Below are 19,496 nucleotides of genomic sequence, written 5' to 3'. Positions count from 1 at the left end.
CCGCCGCGCTGCATCCGACGGCCCGCCGCGCTGCATCCCGCGGCCTGCCGCGCTGCATCCCGCGGCCCGCCGCATGGTGGCGTCCGTCACCGTGCGGCGGGCCGCGGCAGACTGCGGGCGTCCCGCCCGGGCGACTTCCGTTACCCTGGGCTTCTGTGTCGAGTGATATTGAGACGAACGCCAAGCGGCAAGCGGCCGGCGAGTACGACCTGATCGTCGTCGGCTCCGGATTCTTCGGGCTCACCGTGGCCGAGCGCGCCGCCTCCGAGCTGGGCAAGCGGGTGCTGGTGCTGGACCGTCGCCACCACATCGGCGGCAACGCCTACTCGGAGGCGGAGCCGACCACCGGGATCGAGGTGCACCGCTACGGCGCGCACCTGTTCCACACCTCCAACAAGCGTGTGTGGGACTACGTGAACCGCTTCACCACATTCACCGGCTACCGGCACCGCGTGGTCACCAACCACAACGGGCAGGTGTACCAGTTCCCGATGGGGTTGGGGCTGATCTCGGAGTTCTTCGGGCGCTACTACTCGCCCACCGAGGCTCGTGCACTCATCGCCGAGCAGGCCGCTGAGATCGACACCGCCGACGCGCAGAACCTCGAGGAGAAGGCGATCTCGCTTATCGGCCGCCCCCTCTACGAGGCGTTCGTCAAGAACTACACGGCCAAGCAGTGGCAGACCGACCCCAAGGAGCTGCCGGCCGGGATCATCACGCGCCTGCCCGTGCGCTACACGTTCGACAACGGCTACTTCACCGACACCTACGAGGGCCTGCCCACCGACGGGTACACCGCGTGGTTGGAGAACATGGCGGCGCACGAGCTCATCGAGGTGCGGCTGGACACCGACTGGTTCGCCGTGCGCGAAGACCTGCGCGCCGCCTCCCCCGACGCCCCGGTGGTGTACACGGGCCCGCTGGACCGCTACTTCGACCACAGCGAGGGCCGGCTGGGCTGGCGCACGCTGGACTTCGAGGAGGAGGTTCTGAGCGACTGCGGGGACTTCCAGGGCACGCCGGTGATGAACTATGCGGACGCGGACGTCGCCTACACGCGCATCCACGAGTTCCGGCATTTCCACCCTGAGCGCGACTACCCGTCGGACAAGACCGTGATCATGCGCGAGTTCTCCCGTGCGGCCGAGGAGGACGACGAGCCGTACTATCCGATCAACACCGCCGACGACCGCGCCAAGCTCGACGCCTACCGTGCGCTGGCGAAGGCGGAGACGCAGGACAACGGCGTGTTCTTCGGCGGGCGGCTGGGCACCTACCAGTACCTGGACATGCACATGGCCATCGCCAGCGCGATGAGCATGTTCGACAACCACCTCGCCGATTCCCTCGGACGTACGGCGGCCGGCAACTGATGGCCGCCGCACAGTCGCTGCTGCAGCGGATCCTGCTTCCCCGCGGCGGCGAGCCGCTGGACGTGCGAACGCTGTACCTGGAGGAGTCGGAGACCAACGCGCGCCGGGCGCACGCCACCTCACGCACCTCGGTGCGCCTGGGCGCGGAGTCCGAGGTGTCGTTCGCCACCTACTTCAACGCGTTCCCCGCCAGTTACTGGCGCCGGTGGACGGTGCTGGACGCGGTGGTGCTGCGGATCGAGGTCCGGGGCGGTTGCCGGGTGGACGTCTACCGCTCCAAGGCGGACGGCAGCCGGATCCACGTCGAGGGGCAGCGGGTCGATGACGATTCCGCGGCCGGCCCGGACGAGGCGGCCGGCGAGACCCGGGTCCTCGAGTTCTCCGTGTCGCTCGCGCCGTTCGAGGACGGCGGCTGGATCTGGTTCGACGTCACCACCGCCACGAAGACCGAGGTGCTCTCGGCCGGCTGGTACGCGCCCACCGCGGCGCCCGGCCGCGCCGCGGTGGCCCTGGGCATCCCCACGTTCAACCGGCCCGCCGACTGCGTGGCCGCGCTGCGCGCCATCGCCTCCGACCCGCTCGTGATGGACGTGGTGGACACGATCATCGTGCCCGACCAGGGCGCCGACAAGGTGCGCGATCAGGACGACTTCGCCGAGACGTCGGCGCTGCTGGGCGAGCGGCTGCGGATGTACGACCAGCCCAACCTGGGCGGCTCCGGCGGGTACAGCCGCATCATGCTCGAGGCCGTGAAGAACACGGACTGCGAGCAGATCCTGTTCATGGACGACGACATCCAGATCGAGCCGGATTCGATCCTGCGGGCGCTCGCGTTCTCGCGCTTCGCCAAGGTGCCCACCCTGGTGGGCGGGCAGATGCTCAACCTGCAGGAGCGCAGCCACCTGCACACGATGGGCGAGGTGGTGCGGCGCGATATATTCATGTGGGGTGCCGCGCCGCACGTGGAATACGACCACGACTTCTCCACGCGCCCGCTGCGCGACCGGGAGGAGTCCAAGGATCTGCACCGGCGCATCGACGTCGACTTCAACGGCTGGTGGATGTGCATGATCCCGCGCTCGGTCGCGGAGGAGATCGGCCAGCCGCTGCCGCTGTTCATCAAATGGGACGACGCCGAGTACGGACTGCGTGCCCGCAAGGCCGGTTACCCGACGGTGACGATGCCGGGCGCGGCGATCTGGCACATGGCGTGGTCGGACAAGGACGACGCCATCGACTGGCAGGCCTACTTCCACCTGCGCAACAGGCTGGTCGTGGCATCGCTGCACATGGACGGCGGGCACCGCGGGCTCATGCAGAACGCGCTCAAGGCCACCGTCAAGCACCTGCTGTGCCTCGAATACTCCACGGTGGCCATCCAGAACCAGGCCATCCGGGACTTCCTCGCCGGCCCGGAGCACATCACGTCGATCCTCGAATCCGCGATGCCCATGGTGCGGCGGATGCGCAGCGAGTACCCGGACGCGGTGGTGCTGCCGTCGTCCACCGAGCTGCCGTTGCCGTCGCACGCCGGCGTGGGCGCGGTGTCGCTGCCGTCGAACCCGGTGTCCAAGGTGGTGCGGCTGGCAAAGGGGCTGGCCCGCAACGCCCGCCTGGCCGACGAGTCCACGCACCGCACACCGCAGCTCAACGTGCCCACCCTGGACGCGCGCTGGTTCCTGCTCTCGCAGGTGGACGGCGTCACCGTCACCACAGCCGACGGGCGGGGCGTGGTGTACCGCCAGCGCGACCGGGAGAAGGCGGCCGTGCTGCTGCGCGAGTCTCTGCGCCTGCTGCGCGAGCTGAACACGCGGTTCCCGGAGATGAAGCAGGCCTACCGCGCGGCGGCCCCCGGCTTGACGAGCCGCGAGCGCTGGTCCGGCGTTTTCGAGGGATGGGAGACCCGTGTCGGCGAAGGATGACCTGGTCGCGGCGGCCGCCGCTGCCGAGACGCCCGTGCTGGCCGCGGTGCAGGACGTGCTCATCGATCGTCCGGGGGTGTTGACGACGGCCCGCGGCATGTCGCACTTCGGCGAACACGCGCTGGGCTGGATGGCCGTGTCGGCGGCGGGCGCCGCGGTGGACCGGTCTCGGCGCGGCCGGTGGCTGGCGGTGGGTGCGGGTGCGGTGGGCGCGCACGCCGCGTCGATCGCCGTCAAACGTGTGGTGCGTCGGCCGCGCCCGCAGGATCCGATGGTGCGGGTGGGCGTGTCCACCCCGAGCAGGCTGAGTTTTCCGTCATCGCATGCCACCTCGTCGACGGCCGCGGCGCTGCTGATCGGGCGGGCGAGCGGGGTGCCCGTGGCGGCCGCCGTGGTGCCGGCCATGGCGCTGTCCCGGCTGCTGCTGGGCGTGCACTACCCGTCGGACGTCGTCGCCGGCAGTGCCATCGGCGCGCTCGCGGCGGTGGCGACGGACCGGCTCCGGCGTCGGGTGCCGGTGCTCCGCGATGAGCCACGGCCTAGGGTGGCGGGGTCGGAAGGAAACAACAGACGATGAGCGAAAGCGCCGATCATCTGGTGGGGCTCGAGCCGGTCGAGCAGCCGACGGACGCCGAGTCCGTCGCGGCCGCTGCCAAGGTTCCGCGTAACGCCCTGGCCGCGCTGGTCAAGGCGATGCGCCCGTGGCAGTGGATCAAGAACGTCCTGGTGTTGGCGGCCCCCGTCGCGGCGGGGAACGTCTTCGAGTGGGACGTGCTGTGGCCGTCGCTCATCGCGTTCGTGGTGTTCTGCCTGGCCGCCTCGTCCATCTACCTCATCAACGACGCGCGTGATGTCGAGGCCGACCGCGCGCACCCGGTCAAGCGCTACCGGCCCATCGCCGCCGGGGCGCTGCCGGTGGGCGTGGCGTACGCGGCGTCGGTCGTGCTGGTGGCGGCGGCCATCGCGTTGTCGTTCGTCGCGAACTACCGCCTGGCCATCGTCGTGGCCGTGTACATCGCGGTGCAGCTCGCGTACTGCTTCGGCCTGAAGCACCAGGCGGTGCTCGACATCTGCATCGTGTCGTCGGGCTTCCTGCTGCGCGCCATGGCGGGCGGCGTGGCGGCCGCGATCGGACTCTCGCAGTGGTTCCTGCTGATCATGGCCTTCGGCTCGCTGTTCATGGCCGCGGGCAAGCGCTACGCGGAGCTGCAGCTGGCCGAACGGACGGGCGCGAAGATCCGCAAGTCGCTGGAGGGCTACACCACTACTTATCTGCGGTTCGTCTGGACGCTCTCGGCCACCGCCGTGGTGCTCTGCTACGGGCTGTGGGCCTTCGAGCAGGACGCGCTCCGCGGCGGCGCGTGGTACGCGATCTCGATGATCCCGTTCGTCATCGCCATCCTCCGGTACGCGGTGGATGTCGACGGCGGCGTGGCGGGCGCCCCGGAGGATATCGCGCGCCGCGACCGGGCCCTGCAGCTGCTCGCGGTCGCGTGGATCGTGATCGTCGGCGTCGCCGCCTATGTCGTACCGCATATCTGACGAGCCCGGCGCCGGCACCCCGCCGCGCAGCGCCTGGTCCGAACGGGTGCGGGGTGCGCTGAACCGGTGGGGACCGCAGGGCGCGGTGACGATGCTCGGCATCATCGTCGCGGCCGGGTTGTTCGGCTATGGCGGGTGGCAGCGGCGGTGGATGGCCGACGACGGCCTCATCGTCCTGCGCACCGTGCGCAACCTGCTGGCGGGCAACGGCCCGGTGTTCAACGCGGGCGAGCGCGTGGAGGTCAACACCAGTACCGCCTGGACGTACGTGATGTGGCTGTTCGGGTGGATCACCCGCGCGCGGCTCGAGTACGTCGCGGTGGGCGTGTGTCTGGCGCTGAGTATCGCCGCCATGGTGTTCGTGATGCTCGGCTCGGCCCGTCTGCTGCGGCATTCCGCGTGGGCGCGCCGGGTGAGGGGCCCGGTGCTGTTGCTCCCGGGCGGCGTCTTCATCTACGCGGCGCTGCCGCCGGCCCGCGACTTCGCCACCAGTGGGCTCGAGGTGGGGTTGCTGCTGTGCTGGCTGGGCGCGGTGTGGTGGCTGTTGGTGCGCTGGGCGACCACGGAGCGGCCGTCCACGGCGTCGGTGCTGTCGTTGGGTTTCCTGGCCGGGTTGAGTTGGCTGGTGCGGCCGGAAACCGTGCTGCTGGGAGCGCCGGTGCTGCTGCTGCTGTTCTGCGTCCGCCAGTCGTGGCGGCGCAGGGCGGTGCTCGTCGGCGTGTCCGGATTGGTGCCTGTGGGCTACCAGATCTGGCGCATGGGCTACTACGCGTTGCCGTACCCGAACACCGCCGTGGCGAAGGATGCGGGCGAGGCCAAGTGGGGCAAGGGCCTGATCTACCTGGCGGACCTGGTGCAGCCGTACGTGCTGTGGGTGCCGCTGGTGCTGCTGGTGGTGATCGCCGCGGTGATGTGGGGTCCGGCCGCCGTGCGCGCGGTGTCGGCGGGCGCGGCCTGGGCCAGGGCCAAGGGTTCCGGGGTCAAGGGTGCCGGGGCCAAGGGTGCAGGGTCCGCGGCGGACGGCGCCGCGGCCGGAGCGCCGGGCGTTCCGGGGGAGTATCGCCCCCCGCGGCGTATCGCGCGCCCCGTGGCGGCGCGCCTGCGCCGCGCTCAGGACCGGCTGCACTCGCCGGTCACGGTCACCGCGCTGATCGTCGCCGTCGCTCTGGTGTGGTTGGTGTACGTGCTGCGGGTGGGCGGCGACTTCATGCACGGTCGCGTGCTGCTGCCCGTGGTGTTCCTGCTGATCGCCCCGCTGGCGATGATCCCCGTGCCGATTCCGCGCTGTCGGGACCTGCGCCCGGCCGACGCCGCGGCGGGGCTGCGCGGCGTGTTGGCCCCGGCGGCGCGCACCGCGGTCCCGGTGCTGGGGTGGATCGGTGTGATCGCCTGGGCGCTGACGATCGTCAACGTTCCGGGAGCGGCGCGCCCGGGCACGCTCACCCGTGACGGGATCGTGGACGAGCGGGCCTTCTACGTGACCGCCACCGGGCACGCGCACCCCATCACCTCGCAGGACTACCTGGACTTTCCGCGGATGCGTGCGCTGGTGGACACGATCCGGGCCACGCCGGAGGGCGGATTGCTCATCCAGAACGGCAGCCTGAACTCCTGGACGGTGATCCCGCCCGCGGTTCCGCCCCCGCCCGGCGAGGCGCAGCACACCGTGTACTTCATCAACCTCGGGATGCCGGGTATGAACACGCCGCTGGACGTCAAGGTGTACGACACCGTGGGGCTGGCGTTCCCGCTTGCAGCGCATACGCCGCGGATCACCTACGGGCGTATCGGGCACGACAAGAACCTCCCGCCGGACTGGGTGATCGCGCTGCAGGGGCTCGCGGACACCCACGAGGAGGGGATGCCGCAGTGGCTCGACGAGGACTGGGTGAAGCAGGCGGAGACCGCCATCACCTGCCCACAGACCGAGTACCTGCTCGACTCGTACACCGGCGAGCTGACCTGGGGGCGGTGGTGGGAGAACTTCCGCCACGCATGGTCGCTGGCGGCCTATCAGATCGACCCGGATCCGGAGTACGAGATCGAACGCTGCGACCTGGTGCCGCCGCCGCTCGACACGCCCCCGCGCTGAGTCCGGCGCGCGCGTTCGCCCACACCGGGCCTCGGTTGTGAGTAACCTCACTAGACGGGCCCGGCGCGTCGCGGGCGGGTGTCGCAGGGGCCGGACGGACACGGGTGCGGGACACGGCAGCACGCGATTTCAATGCGTCGACGTGCGGAGTGTCACGGGCAGGTAACGGATTGCGACGAACGGTCGATACACAACAGGATCCAGGCGAGTGCGGTGACGGACGTGCGCGCGCCGGCCGCGGTCCGGACGGCGAGTTGCATTGCCAGGTCAGGGCGTTTAACTTTGACCGACGATGCAGGCGGGTGTCCACGAGCCGTGACCGACTGGAAGGTCGACACGCAGCAGTGCGGTGAACCGGGTGCATTTCCGAAGTTCTCCGAGGCTGCCCACAGGAAGAGGTTCAGGCCGATGACCAATGCGGAACCACGGTTTCTCCGGCGCGTGCGCGCCCGGCTCCTCGGATTCGCTGCGATCGCGTTCTCGCTGGCGATGCTGACCGGGGTCGCCACCGCCGGCACGGCGTCCGCGTGGTCGTGGAACGACGACGGCCGCATCGTCAAGGAGTACGTGTGGTCGGACGCCATGGCCCGCAACATCCCGGTCTCCTTCATGCCGTCGGCGCGCGGCGGCAACCACGCGCTGATCCTGCTGGACGGCCTGCGCGCCCGCGACGACTTCAGCGGCTGGGATATCGAGACCAACGCCTTCGACAAGTTCCGCAACGACAACATCAACGTCGTCATGCCCATCGGCGGCCAGTCCAGCTGGTACGCGGACTGGAACGCGCCGAGCGCCATCAACGGCCAGGACTTCACCTACAAGTGGGAGACGTTCCTGAGCGTGGAGCTGCCGAACTATCTGGCGAACGTGCACGGCATCGCCCGTGACCACAACGCCATCGCGGGCCTGTCGATGGGCGGCAGCGCGGCGCTCTACTTCGCGGCCAAGTACAAGCCGTACTACTCGTTCGCCGGTTCGTTCTCCGGCTACCTGCACAACTCGATGATCGGCATGCCCGCCGGCATCAGCATCGGCATGCTCGACGCGGGCAGCTTCAACGCGGGCGACATGTACGGCTCCGCCTCGTCGCTCAACCCGGAGTGGGTCTCGCACGACCCGTTCAACTTCGCACCCGAGCTGCGCGGCATCTCGCTGTACATCTCGGCGGCCAGCGCGCTGCCCAACCCGGACCCCGTCAACGGCGACCGGCCCCAGTCGCTGCTGGACTACTACAACACCACCAACGGCATGGCGCTCGAAGGGCTGGCGCTGGCGAACTCCCGCATCTTCCAGGCACGGCTGAACTCGCTGAACATCCCCGCCACCTATTCGTTCCCGCCGGTGGGCATCCACTCGTGGAACAACTGGAGCGCGGAGCTGGACAAGGCCAGGCCGCAGATCCTGGACGCCACGAACGGCTGGTGATCCGCCCCGCACACACGTGACGAACGGAGAGGCGCGCGTCCGCAGACGCGCGCCTCTCCGCGTCCGGGGACGACCGTCGGCGCCGGAACGGCCGTGCACCGCTCCAGCCCGATGTGACTGATGTTCGGCGTGTGAATGATGTGATTTGTCCTTGTGGGCATTACTGTGACGGTGATCGGGAAACGGTGGTCGGGTCGTTTCCGCTTTTTCGGATCGAAGCGAGGAAGTCTTGATGCGCTCTGACACGTCGTGGAATCGCGGGGAGTCCCGTGACGGGCGTCCGCGGGCGGGGCTGCGCCGCCGGCTCATCGCGTGGGGCGCGGTGCCGCTCGCCGCGGCTCTGGCGCTCCCGGTGACCGCGCAGGTGCTGCCGCAGGCCGCGCCCGTCGCCCACGCCGCGCCCGCCGGCGAGGCGGTTCCCGCCGGGGTCAAGGTGACCAAGGTGCAGTGGCTGTCCGACCGCCGTGTAGCGGTCTGGGTGCATTCCCCCGCCATGAACGAGGACATCCAGGTGCAGATCCTGGTCGGGCGCGACTGGCACATCGCCCCCGACAAGGACTACCCCGAGCTGCTCATGCTCGACGGGCTGCGTGCCCGCGACGACCAGAGCGGCTGGACCATCGAGACCGACATCGTCGACTTCTTCGCCGACAAGAACGTCAACGTGGTCCTGCCGGTGGGCGGGCAGTCGAGCTTCTACACGAACTGGGACAAGCCGGACAACGGCAAGAACTACCAGTGGGAGACGTTCCTGACCAAGGAGCTGCCGCCGATCCTGCACAACGACTGGCGCACGAGCACCGACAAGGCCGCGATCGCCGGCCTGTCGATGGGCGGCACCGCCGCGATGATGCTGGCCGAGCGGCACCCGGACATGTTCGACTTCGTCGCCTCGTACTCCGGCATCCTGTCCACGACTTCCCTGGGCATGCCGCAGGCGATCCAGTTCGCGATGCTCGACGCGGGCGGTTTCCACTCGCAGAACATGTGGGGCCTGCCGTCCGACCCGCGCTGGACCGAACAGGACCCGCTGCTGCACGTGGACAAGCTCAAGGGGATGAGCATCTACGTCTCCAGCGGCAACGGGTTCGCCGGCCCGTACGACCAACAGTCCGGCATCCCCGGCATCTCCACGAACATCGCGGGCATGGGCCTCGAGATCCTCTCGCGGATGACCTCGCAGAACTTCGCCGCGGAGCTGAACAAGAAGGGCATCCCGGCCAACGTGGTCTATCGGCCGTCCGGCACGCATTCGTGGCCGTACTGGCAATTCGAGATGCACCAGTCGTGGCCGCAGATCGCGAAGGCGCTCGACGTGGACCCGGACGCGCCGGACTGCCGCGCCACCGGGGCCATCGGCGACCTCGCCAACGGCGTGCCCTGGCTGGGCCGCTGCGTCACGCCCGAATACGACGTGCCCGGCGGCCGTGCGCAGGACTTCGCCGCGGGCCGTGTGTTCTGGAGCGCCGGCACGGGAGCGAAGATCGTGGCGGGCGCGATCGGCGGGCGCTACCAGCAGGTCGGCGGCCCGGGCGGCGACCTGGGGCTGCCCGTGAGCAACGAGCTGGCGACGCCGGACGGGCACGGGCGGTACAACGCCTTCCAGAACGGGTCCATCTACTGGATGCCGCAGACCGGGGCGCACATGGTCAAGGGGCCGGTGCTCGACAAGTGGGGCTCGCTGGGCTGGGAGGCCGGGATCCTCGGCTACCCGACGTCCGACCCGCGCCCGATGGACGGCGCCTCCGGCACCGTGCAGGACTTCCAGGTCGGCTCCATCTACGTCACCGACAAGGGCGCCTACGAGGTGCAGGGGGCCATCCGCGACAAGTACAACACCCTGGGCGCCGAGGGCGGTGCGATGGGCGTGCCCACGTCCGACGAGACGACCACGCCCAACGGCATCGGCAAGTACAACCGGTTCGACAAGGGGATCGTCTACTGGACCGCCGGCACCGGGGCCTGGTCGATCCAGTACGGCCCGATCTTCGACGCCTGGGAGGAGCAGGGCTTCGAGAACGGCCCCCTCGGATTCCCCACGGGCGACCAGCGCGCGGTCCCGGGCGGCGTGGCCCAGGACTTCGAGCACGGCACCATTACAGTGGCGGACGGCAAGACCGAGGTCGCGCAGAAGTGACGGGTCGCGCCGGAACGATGGAATGCGCAGGAGTGGCAGGTCGGGCGGACGTGGCAGGGCAGGTCGAGAGGCGGAGCGTTTCCGTAGTGGTGAGGTCCCGATGAAGAGCACAGCACACCGCAGCAGGTTCGGCGCGGTCGCGGCTGCGGCGGCGGTGGTCGCCCTCGCAGGCGGCCTGTCCGCGTGCGGCGGCAACGATTCGACGGTGAGCTCTACGCCCAGCGCCGCGACCTCGGCGCCTGCGACCACCGCGGCTGCCGGGAGCGGTGCAACGAGCGCGGACGCGACGGCCCGGCCCGTGGACCCGCGTCCCACTGCGGTGCCGAAGACGGCACCGCCGGAGACGCCGCAGGCGCTGCCCAGCGACTACCCCGGGCCCACCGACACCGCGTTGACACAGCGCGACGAGGTGTTCCTCGACGCGCTGCGCAGCCAGAAGATCGGCTTCGCCGAAGCCTCCGACTCGGCGGTGAGCACGGGCAACTACGTGTGCGCCGCGGAGAGCAGCGATACCCCGGCCGACCAGATTCATGCGACGGTCCTGGCGACCATCGCGCTCGACGCCCAGTCGCGGGGCGCGCAAGTGGACGCGGAGAAGGACGCCGCGGCATTCATCGCCACCGCGCAGAGCAAGCTCTGCACGTGACGAGGCCCGTGAGGTTCGGAGCGGGTCCGTTCGCGTCGCACGCCGGGCGCGCGCGATGATGGCCGCCCGCAGGTCCAGGCGTGGGCGCACGCGCGGCCGGCGGTGGCTGTCGGCGCTCGTGCTGCTCGCGATCGTCGTCGTGGTCGCGGCCGTCGCCGTATGGTTGCAGCAGCGGCCGTCCGCCCCGCCGCCCCCCGGGCCGGGACCGGCGCCCACCACGCCGCCTCCACAGGCACAACCGGCATCGTGCCCCGACGTGCAGATGGTGGCGGTGCCGGGCACGTGGGAGAGCTCGCCCGACGACGACCCGCACCACCCCGAGTTCAACCCGAACGCGCTGCTGCTAGGCGTGACGCAGCCGGTGCAGGACAAATTCGGCGCCGGCTCCGGCGACGACGAAGGCGGCCGGGTGGACGTGGTGACGGTCCCGTATGTGGCGCAGTTCGCGCGGCCGTTCGCGCCGCCGGAGACCACCTACGACGCCAGCCGTGAGGCGGGCACCGAGGCCACGCGGCAGATCCTGGCCGACCGCTATTCCGAGTGCCCATTGACGAGCTACGTGCTCATCGGGTTCTCGCAGGGCGCGGTGATCGCGGGGGACGTGGCCGCGCAGATCGGGCACGGTAACGGCCCGGTGCCGGCAGACCTCGTGCTGGGAGTGGGGCTCGTCGCCGACGGGCGTCGCGACGCGGATGCGCCCGGCGCGGCGACGACGCAGCTGGGTGTGCCCACCGGTGTCGGTGCCGAGGTGATGCTGGGCGGACTGCACGACGTTCCGGGTTTTCCGGGGACCACGATGACCGGCGCGCGGCCCGACGGGTTCGGCGTGCTCGCCGACCGCACCGTGCAGATCTGCGCGCCCGGCGATCTCATCTGCGACGCGCCCGCGAACCTCGCCGGCGACCTCATCGGCACGCTGACCAAGCTCGGCACGGCGGTCTCGGCCCCGGTGCACGCGCTTTACGGCTCCAACCCGATCCTGCCCGGCGGGCGGACGGCCACCCAGTACCTGACCGGCTGGGCGGAGGATCTCATCGAGGGAGCGCCGCATCCGGCGCACGACTAGGGGCGCCTCCGGCGCGGTGGATGCGCCGCGATGCCGGTATGGTGACCACGGGCTTCGGTCGTGCTCCCGCGGGGGCGGCGCAGGCTGGGACGCGGAGCCGGCCGGGCCGGTGTGCTACACCGCGTCGCGGGTACTGGTTTCGCGCCCGTGCGGACGCTTCAGTAACATGTTCGTGATCTGCGTCGGCTACGGAGGACGCGGGCGTGCGGCCGGGGAGGTCCCGATGCATGCGCGCGCGGTGGTGGCCGGTGGCGGAACCGAGGGCGCGGCGGCGCAGGAGGGCGCCGGGGTGTCCGCGTGCCTCGAGCGGGACTGACAGGAGTAGGGATGGAACTGATCGGCGACTTCTACGACGACAACGGGCAGGTGAGCCTCGACCCGGGGCGCACGCTGGTCGACTACGTCGAGGAGAACACCGTCACCTCCGCGGGGACGCTCGCCTACAGGTACATCGACTACTCGACGTCGCGGGACGGCGAGGTGCACGAACTCACCTGGGAACAATTCGGGGTGCGGTCGCGTGCCATCGCCGCGCGCCTGCAGCAGGTCACGCAGCCGGGCGACCGCGTCGCGATCCTCGCGCCGCAGGGCCTCGACTACGTCATCTCCTTCTTCGCCGCGATCTACGCGGGCACCATCGCGGTGCCGTTGTTCGACCCGGACGAGCCCGGCCATGGTGATCGGCTCGAGGCCGTCCTGGGCGACTGCACGCCCGCCGCCATCCTCACGGCCACCGGCTCGGCGGCCGGGGTGCGCAAGCTGTTCCGGCATCTGCCCGCCAAGGAGCGCCCGCGGATCATCGCCGTCGATGCGATCCCCGACGACGTCGCGGACTCCTGGACCAGCCCCGAGGCCGCGCTGGACTCCATCGCCTACCTCCAGTACACCTCCGGTTCCACGCGCACGCCCGCCGGCGTGGAGATCACCCACCGCGGCGTGCTGACCAACGCGGCGCAGATGGCGGACGGCATCGGGCTCACGCTGGAGTCGCGGGGCGTCACCTGGCTGCCGCTGTTCCACGACATGGGCCTGCTCACCGTGATCCTTCCCGCGGTGGGCGGCCGGTATGTGACCATCATGTCGCCGCGCGCGTTCGTGCAGCGGCCCGGCCGCTGGATACGTGAGCTCGCGGCCTCCGGCGACGGCGCCCCCACGTTCGCGGCGGCCCCCAACTTCGCCTTCGAGCACGCCGCGGTGCGCGGTGTGCCGAAGGACGGCGAGGTGCTGGACCTGAGCAACGTGATCGGGCTGATCAACGGCTCGGAGCCGGTCACCACCACGTCCATGCGCAAGTTCAACGAAGCGTTCGAGCCGTACGGGCTCTCGCCGACGGCGATCAAGCCCAGCTACGGCATGGCCGAGGCGACACTGTTCGTGTCCACCACCGCGGCCGCCACCCCGGCGCGCGTGGTGTACGTGGACCGGACGGAGCTGGGGCGTGGGCGCATGATGCCGGTGGCCCAGGATGCGCCCGGCGCCGTGCCGCAGGTGGCGTGCGGGCACGTCGCGGTGAGCCAGTGGGCCGCCATCGTCGACCCCGACACCGGCGTGGAACAGGCCGACGGCCACGTGGGCGAGATCTGGCTGCACGGCGACAACATCGGCCTGGGGTACTGGGCCCGCCCCGACGAGACCGAGCAGACCTTCCGCAATCGTCTGGTCAAGCGCATCGAGGACGGCACCCACGCGCAGGGCGCACCCGACGAGGCCCAGTGGATGCGCACCGGCGACTACGGCGTGTACTTCGACGGGCAGCTGTTCATCACCGGCCGCGTCAAGGACCTCGTCATCGTGGACGGCCGCAACCACTACCCGCAGGACCTCGAGATCACCGCCCAAGAAGAGTCCGCGGCCATCCGCCCCGGCTTCGCGGCGGCGTTCTCCGTGCCGCTCAACCAGCTGCCGCCGGAGGTGTTCGGGCACGCCGGCAGCGGGCTGGCCCCGGACCGCGACGATGCCTCCGAACAGCTCGTGGTGGTGGCCGAGCGGGCGCCCGGCAAGGGCAAGGCCGACCCGGTCCCCATCGCGGACGCGGTGCGGGGCGCGATCTCCACGCGGCACGGGGTGACCGCCCGGGACGTGCTGCTGGTTCCTGCGGGGTCGATCCCGCGCACCTCGAGTGGCAAGATCGCAAGGCGGGCCTGCAAGGCGGCCTACATCGAGGGCACGCTGCGCGGCGGCTACACGCAGCAGGCCTTCCCGGACAGCCACGAGTAGCAGCGGGCCCGGTGGTACGGCACCACCGCAGCGGCGCCCGGCGCGGCCCCGCACACGCACGACACCCGACGAACACACGAAGCAGGTGGCATGACGGATAGCCGGTCGGACAACACCGCAGGGACAGTGCAGGGCGCGGGGGGTGACAGTGCCGCGCCGATGACGGTGGGCGCACTGCGGGCCTGGCTGGTCGACTGGGTCGTGGAGGCCACAGGCCTGGCACGGGCCGAGGTGGACGAGCACCGCCCGATGGAGGAGTTCGGCCTGTCGTCCCGCGACGCGGTGACGCTCAGCGGTGAGATCGAGGACCGCGTGGGCACCGTTCTCGACGCCACCATCGTCTACCAGCACCCCACCATCGCCTCCCTGGCGCAGCGGATCGTCGACGGCCCGGCGGCAGACGAGCCGCTGCCGCTGGACGACGCGTACTTCCTGCAGGGCGGCGGCATCGGCGGGGCCGATGCCCACGACATTGCGATCGTGGGCGTGGCGACTCGGTTCCCCGGCGCCGGCACCACTCCGGGCGAGATGTGGGAGATGCTGGCCGCGGGCCGCGACGGCATCGGCGACCTGCCCGACGGCCGTTGGGAGGAGTATCGCTCGGACCCCGCGGTGGCCGCCGCCATCGACGCTGCGAACACCCGCGGCGGATACCTGGACGACGTCAAGGGGTTCGACGCGGAGTTCTTCTCGATGTCGCCGCGCGAGGTTGAGCACGTGGACCCGCAGCAGCGCCTGGCGATGGAGCTCACCTGGGAGGCGCTGGAGCACGCGCACCTGCCGGCCAACGAGCTGCGGGGCGCGCGCGTCGGAGTGTTCGTCGGCACCTCGGCGAACGACTATGCGCTGTTGGAGGCCGCCGACCCCGCCGTGTCGCACCCGTACGGGATCACCGGAAACTCCACGGCGATCGTCGCCAACCGCATCTCCTATTTCTTCGACTTCCGGGGCCCCTCGGTGGCGCTGGATACCGCGTGCTCGTCGTCGCTCGTGGCCGTGCACCAGGCGGTGCGCGCACTGCGGTCGGGCGAAGCGGAGCTGGCCGTCGCCGGCGGCACCAACATGCTCGTGGCCCCGCCGGCCAGCCTCGGCTTCTCCGAGCTCGGCGTCATGGCCCCCGACGGCCGCATCAAGGCGTTCTCCGACGACGCCGACGGCATGATCCGGTCCGAGGGCGGCGGCATGCTGGTTCTCAAGCGCGTCGCGGACGCCGAGCGGGACGGCGACAGCATCCTTGCGGTGATCGCGGGTAGCGCCGTCAACCAGGACGGCCGGTCCAACGGTCTCACCGCACCCAACCCGGAGGCACAGGTGGACGTGCTGCGCCAGGCGTACCGGGACGCGGGCATCGTCCCGAGCCGGGTGGACTACATCGAGGCGCACGGCACCGGCACGGTGCTGGGCGACCCCATCGAGGCCGGGGCGCTGGGGCGGGTCGTGGGCGCGGGCCGCGCGGCCGATGCGCCGGCGCTGCTCGGCTCCGCCAAGACCAATTTCGGGCACCTCGAGGCGGCCGCCGGCGCGGCGGGGCTGATCAAAGTGGCACTGGGCATGTCGCACGGCACCATTCCGGCGTCGCTGCATTTCCGCGCCTCCAACCCGCACATCGACTTCGAGTCCGCACACCTGCGGATGGTCACGCAGAACACCCCGTGGCCCCGGTACGGCGGCACGGCGGTGGCGGGCGTGTCGGGTTTCGGATTCGGCGGCACCAACGCGCACGTGGTGCTCCGCGAGCACGTGCCGGCCGACGAGCCGGATGAAGAGGCGGCCGGACAGGTCGCGGGCGTCGAGGCGCCGCAGGAGCCCGCACAGGACGAGGCGGCGGAGGCCGTCCTGCTGGCGGTGTCCGGACCGATGCCGTCGCGTCGCCGCCGCGCTGCTGCCGAGCTGGCCAACTGGCTCGAAACCGCCGAGGGCAGCCGTACTCCGTTGGTGAACGTCGGTCGCACACTCTCGCGACGCAACCACGGCCGCTCCCGCGCCGTGGTGCTCGCCGCCACCCGCTCCGAGGCCATTGCCGGGCTGCGGGCCGTGGCTACCGGCAAGCCCGCGCCCAACGTGCTGGTCGCGGACGCGCCCGCTGCGGAGGGCCCCATCTGGGTGTACTCCGGATACGGATCCCAGCACCGCAAGATGGCCAAACAGCTCTATCAGGCCAACGCGGTGTTCCGCGCCGCCATCGATGAGATCGACGAGTACATCGACGCCGAGTCCGGCTTCCGAGTCGGCGAGATGATCATGGACGACGCCCAGGACTACGGCATCGAGACCTCGCAGGTGGGGATCTACGCCATCCAGGTGGCGCTGTCGATCCTGCTGCGCCACCACGGCGCCGAGCCGGCCGGCGTGCTGGGGCATTCAATGGGGGAGGCGTCCGCCGCCTACGTTTCCGGCGGGCTGTCCCTCGAGGACGCCACACGAGTGATCTGCGTGCGCTCACGGCTCATGGACGAGGGCGAGAAGACCGTCACCGGCGACGACATCCGCAAGATGGCGATCGTCGAGTACAGCGCGGGCGAGATCCATGACGCGCTCAGCGAGTTCCCCGACCTGGAGGTGTGCGTCTACGCGGCCCCCAACCAGACGGTGATCGGCGGGCCCGAGCCGCAGGTGCAGGCGATGGTGGCCCGGTGCGAGGAGCTGGGCAAGTTCCACCACGTGCTCAAGACCAACGCGGCCAGCCACACCTCGCAGGTGGACCCGATCCTCGGCGAGCTGGTGGCCGAGCTGGCCGGGCTGGAGACGTTCCCGCTGACGACGGCCCTGTTCTCCTCGGTGCATGAGGGTCAGCGGTTCCCCGCCGGCACCGACGGGCTGCACGACGAGGCCCACTGGTCGAAGAACATGCGGCACAGCGTGTATTTCGACCAGGGCGCCAAGAACGCCCTGGCCGCGGGGCACACGACGTTCGTCGAATTCGCGCCCAACCCGGTGACGCTCATGTCCATCGCCATGACCTCCTTCGACGCCGGCGTGACCGAGCCGCAGCTGATCCAGACGCTCAAGCGCAAGGAGGACGAACCGCTGAACGTGTTGCGGGCGTTGGCGTCGTTGTACGTGCACGGCCACAAGGTGGATCTGACGACGCTGTTCGCGCCCGGGCCGTATGCGGATCCGCCGCGGACGCCGTGGCTGCGCAAGCCGCACTGGGTGGACGTGCGCGTGGGCGGAGGGGGAGTCGGGCGCATCCCCGGGACGCACGTGGCGCTGCCGGACGGCCGCCATGCCTGGGAGATCGCAGCTTCGGCGGTACCGGACGCCAACCGACTGGTGGTGGCCGCAGCAGGGCAACTGCTGTCGGAGCCGGCGCTGGGGGCGGTGCAGCACCACGGCGACGCGGACGGCGCGGACACCCTGACCACCACGCTGACCCCGCACCTGGGCGGCGCGTCCGTGCAAGTGCACGCGCGCGGTGCCGACGGGGCGTTCCGTCTGCTCACCGAGGCGGTGGTCACATCTCCGGCGCCCCTGCCCGAGCGGGCTGTCCTCGCCCCGCCGGCGGCAGTGGCGGCGATGGACGAGGGCGCGGCGGACGACGAGTTCGCCGATGCGGAGTCCGCCCCCGAGCGGTGGGATCCGGACGGTCCGGTGAGCCTCGACGACAGGCTGACCCAGATCGTCGCCGAGTCCATGGGGTTCGCGGCCGAGGACCTGCCGCGGGAGATCCCGCTCATCGAGCTGGGCCTCGATTCGCTGATGGCCGTGCGCATCAAGAACCGCGTGGAATACGAGTTCGACATCCCCCAGCTGCAGCTGCAGGCGGTGCGCGACGCCAACCTGCAGGAGGTGGCCGGTTACCTGCGGTACGCGGTGGACAACCGCGAGGAGGTGGCCGCGCTGGCCGAGCAGCAGCGGCGTGAAACTGACGCAGCGTCGGAATCAGAGGCAGACGCAGCGGCGGAGTCAGAGCCGGCGACGGAGAGGGCAGAAGCTGCGGCTGCCCCTGCCGCCGCGGCGCCCGCCGCCGACAGGGCCCAGGACGTGCCACCACGGGACGCGGCCGAGCGGCTGACCTTCGGCACCTGGGCCCTGGTCGTCGGACGTTCGGCGAAGGGCATCTTCACGCCGCTTGAGACGCTGGACGACGCCACGGCGGACGCCCTGGCAGCGCGGCTCACCGAGCGCGCGGGCGGGGAGATCACCGCGGAACAGATCCGCTCTGCCGGCACCGTCGAGGAGCTGTCCGGCCCGGTCCGCGAGCACCTCGAGGGCGACGATGTGGGTCTGGTGCGCACGCTGCGCGCCCGGCCCGAGGGCGGCGACGCCACCCCGGTGTTCGTCTTCCACCCGGCAGGCGGCTCCACGGTGGTCTACGAACCGCTGCTGCGCAGGCTGCCCGAGGGCACGCCGATGTACGGGTTCGAACGCGTCGAGGGCGAGATCGCCGAGCGTGCCGAGCAGTATCTGGCGCCGCTGCGGGAGATCCAGCCGCATGGACCGTACGTGCTGGCGGGCTGGTCGCTCGGCGGGGTGCTCGCCTACGCGGTGGCCAAGCTGTTGCGCGACGCCGGTGAGGAGGTGGCGCTGGTGGGGCTCATCGACGTGGTCATGCCCGGCGAGCCGATCCCCGACACCGAGGACGAACGCCGCGCCCGCTGGAACCGCTACATCGCCTTCGCGGAGAAGACCTACGGCGTGGAGGTCCCGTTGCCGGTGGACGAGCTGGCGAAGACCGACGACGAGGGCGCGGTGAAGATCCTCATGGACATGCTCTCGGGCGTGGAACTGCCGATCCCCGGCGGCGTCATCGAGCACCAGCGCACCTCCTTCCTGGAGAACCGCGCGCTGGCCCGGGCGGCGGCGAACCTCACCGAATACGACGGTCCCGCCGTGCTCTACATGGCGGACAGCTACCACGAGGGCGCCATCGAACTCGAACCCGCGTACGCGACTCGCGCCGCGGACGGCGGCTGGGGCGGGGTGCTGCCGGACCTCGAGGTCGTGCAGGTCGGGGGCGACCATCTCGCCATCGTCGACGAGCCCTACATTGCGAAGGTCGGCGCCCACATGGGGCGGCGCCTGCGCGAGATCGAGTCGCGCCGCGGCGCGGCGGACGGCCAGAAGGAGTGAACG

The 19,496-nt window shown here is 70.8% G+C and carries 12 protein-coding genes; all 12 read left to right on the top strand.

Annotated elements, in window-relative coordinates; genetic code table 11:
* Window positions 1-155 precede the first annotated feature (155 nt).
* The 12 genes from glf to pks13 all read left to right on the top strand — a co-directional run bounded on the left by glf (window position 156) and on the right by pks13 (window position 19,493).
* Window positions 156-1,373 (top strand): UDP-galactopyranose mutase, encoded by a 1,218-nt coding sequence (glf, locus tag JJ683_RS02525; protein WP_307810642.1) that lies wholly within the window; start codon window positions 156-158, stop codon window positions 1,371-1,373.
* The gene (locus tag JJ683_RS02520; RefSeq protein WP_200171087.1) at window positions 1,373-3,295 is read left to right on the top strand and encodes a glycosyltransferase; all 1,923 of its coding nucleotides are present in this window, start codon (window positions 1,373-1,375) and stop codon (window positions 3,293-3,295) included. The genes glf and JJ683_RS02520 overlap by 1 nt, the downstream gene beginning before the upstream one ends.
* Window positions 3,279-3,872: a phosphatase PAP2 family protein gene (locus tag JJ683_RS02515; RefSeq protein WP_307810641.1), complete on the top strand. Its 594-nt coding sequence runs from the start codon at window positions 3,279-3,281 to the stop codon at window positions 3,870-3,872. Before JJ683_RS02520 ends, JJ683_RS02515 begins: the two co-directional genes overlap by 17 nt.
* Complete coding sequence (locus JJ683_RS02510; protein ID WP_200171086.1) at window positions 3,869-4,837, top strand: decaprenyl-phosphate phosphoribosyltransferase; 969 nt, start codon at window positions 3,869-3,871, stop codon at window positions 4,835-4,837. The genes JJ683_RS02515 and JJ683_RS02510 overlap by 4 nt, the downstream gene beginning before the upstream one ends.
* A complete protein-coding gene (locus tag JJ683_RS02505) occupies window positions 4,818-6,929 on the top strand; it encodes an arabinofuranosyltransferase AftB family protein (protein WP_200171085.1) in 2,112 nt (703 codons plus the stop codon). The genes JJ683_RS02510 and JJ683_RS02505 overlap by 20 nt, the downstream gene beginning before the upstream one ends.
* 408 nt (window positions 6,930-7,337) lie before the next feature.
* Window positions 7,338-8,354 carry an alpha/beta hydrolase gene (locus JJ683_RS02500; RefSeq protein WP_200171084.1) on the top strand — a complete coding sequence of 339 codons (1,017 nt, stop codon included), beginning with the start codon at window positions 7,338-7,340 and terminating at the stop codon, window positions 8,352-8,354.
* A gap of 232 nt (window positions 8,355-8,586) precedes the next feature.
* The gene (locus JJ683_RS02495) at window positions 8,587-10,491 is read left to right on the top strand and encodes an alpha/beta hydrolase-fold protein (RefSeq protein WP_200171083.1); all 1,905 of its coding nucleotides are present in this window, start codon (window positions 8,587-8,589) and stop codon (window positions 10,489-10,491) included.
* Between the two features lie 100 nt (window positions 10,492-10,591).
* A complete protein-coding gene (locus JJ683_RS02490; RefSeq protein WP_200171082.1) occupies window positions 10,592-11,137 on the top strand; it encodes a DUF732 domain-containing protein in 546 nt (181 codons plus the stop codon).
* A gap of 58 nt (window positions 11,138-11,195) precedes the next feature.
* Complete coding sequence (locus JJ683_RS02485) at window positions 11,196-12,203, top strand: cutinase family protein (RefSeq protein ID WP_200171138.1); 1,008 nt, start codon at window positions 11,196-11,198, stop codon at window positions 12,201-12,203.
* A 166-nt stretch (window positions 12,204-12,369) separates the two neighbouring features.
* A complete protein-coding gene (locus JJ683_RS02480; protein WP_200171081.1) occupies window positions 12,370-12,519 on the top strand; it encodes a hypothetical protein in 150 nt (49 codons plus the stop codon).
* A gap of 11 nt (window positions 12,520-12,530) precedes the next feature.
* On the top strand, window positions 12,531-14,420 hold the full coding sequence (fadD32, locus tag JJ683_RS02475) for a long-chain-fatty-acid--AMP ligase FadD32 (protein WP_200171080.1): 1,890 nt from the start codon (window positions 12,531-12,533) through the stop codon (window positions 14,418-14,420).
* Between the two features lie 159 nt (window positions 14,421-14,579).
* Window positions 14,580-19,493, top strand: coding sequence for a polyketide synthase Pks13 (gene pks13 / locus JJ683_RS02470; protein WP_200171137.1), 4,914 nt, complete (start codon window positions 14,580-14,582; stop codon window positions 19,491-19,493).
* Window positions 19,494-19,496: the final 3 nt, after the last annotated feature.

This window comes from Tomitella cavernea (assembly GCF_016599145.1).
GTDB lineage: Bacteria > Actinomycetota > Actinomycetes > Mycobacteriales > Mycobacteriaceae > Tomitella > Tomitella cavernae.
The sequence above is the reverse complement of the archived record's forward strand: the minus strand, read 5'-3'. Positions and strand labels throughout refer to the sequence as shown.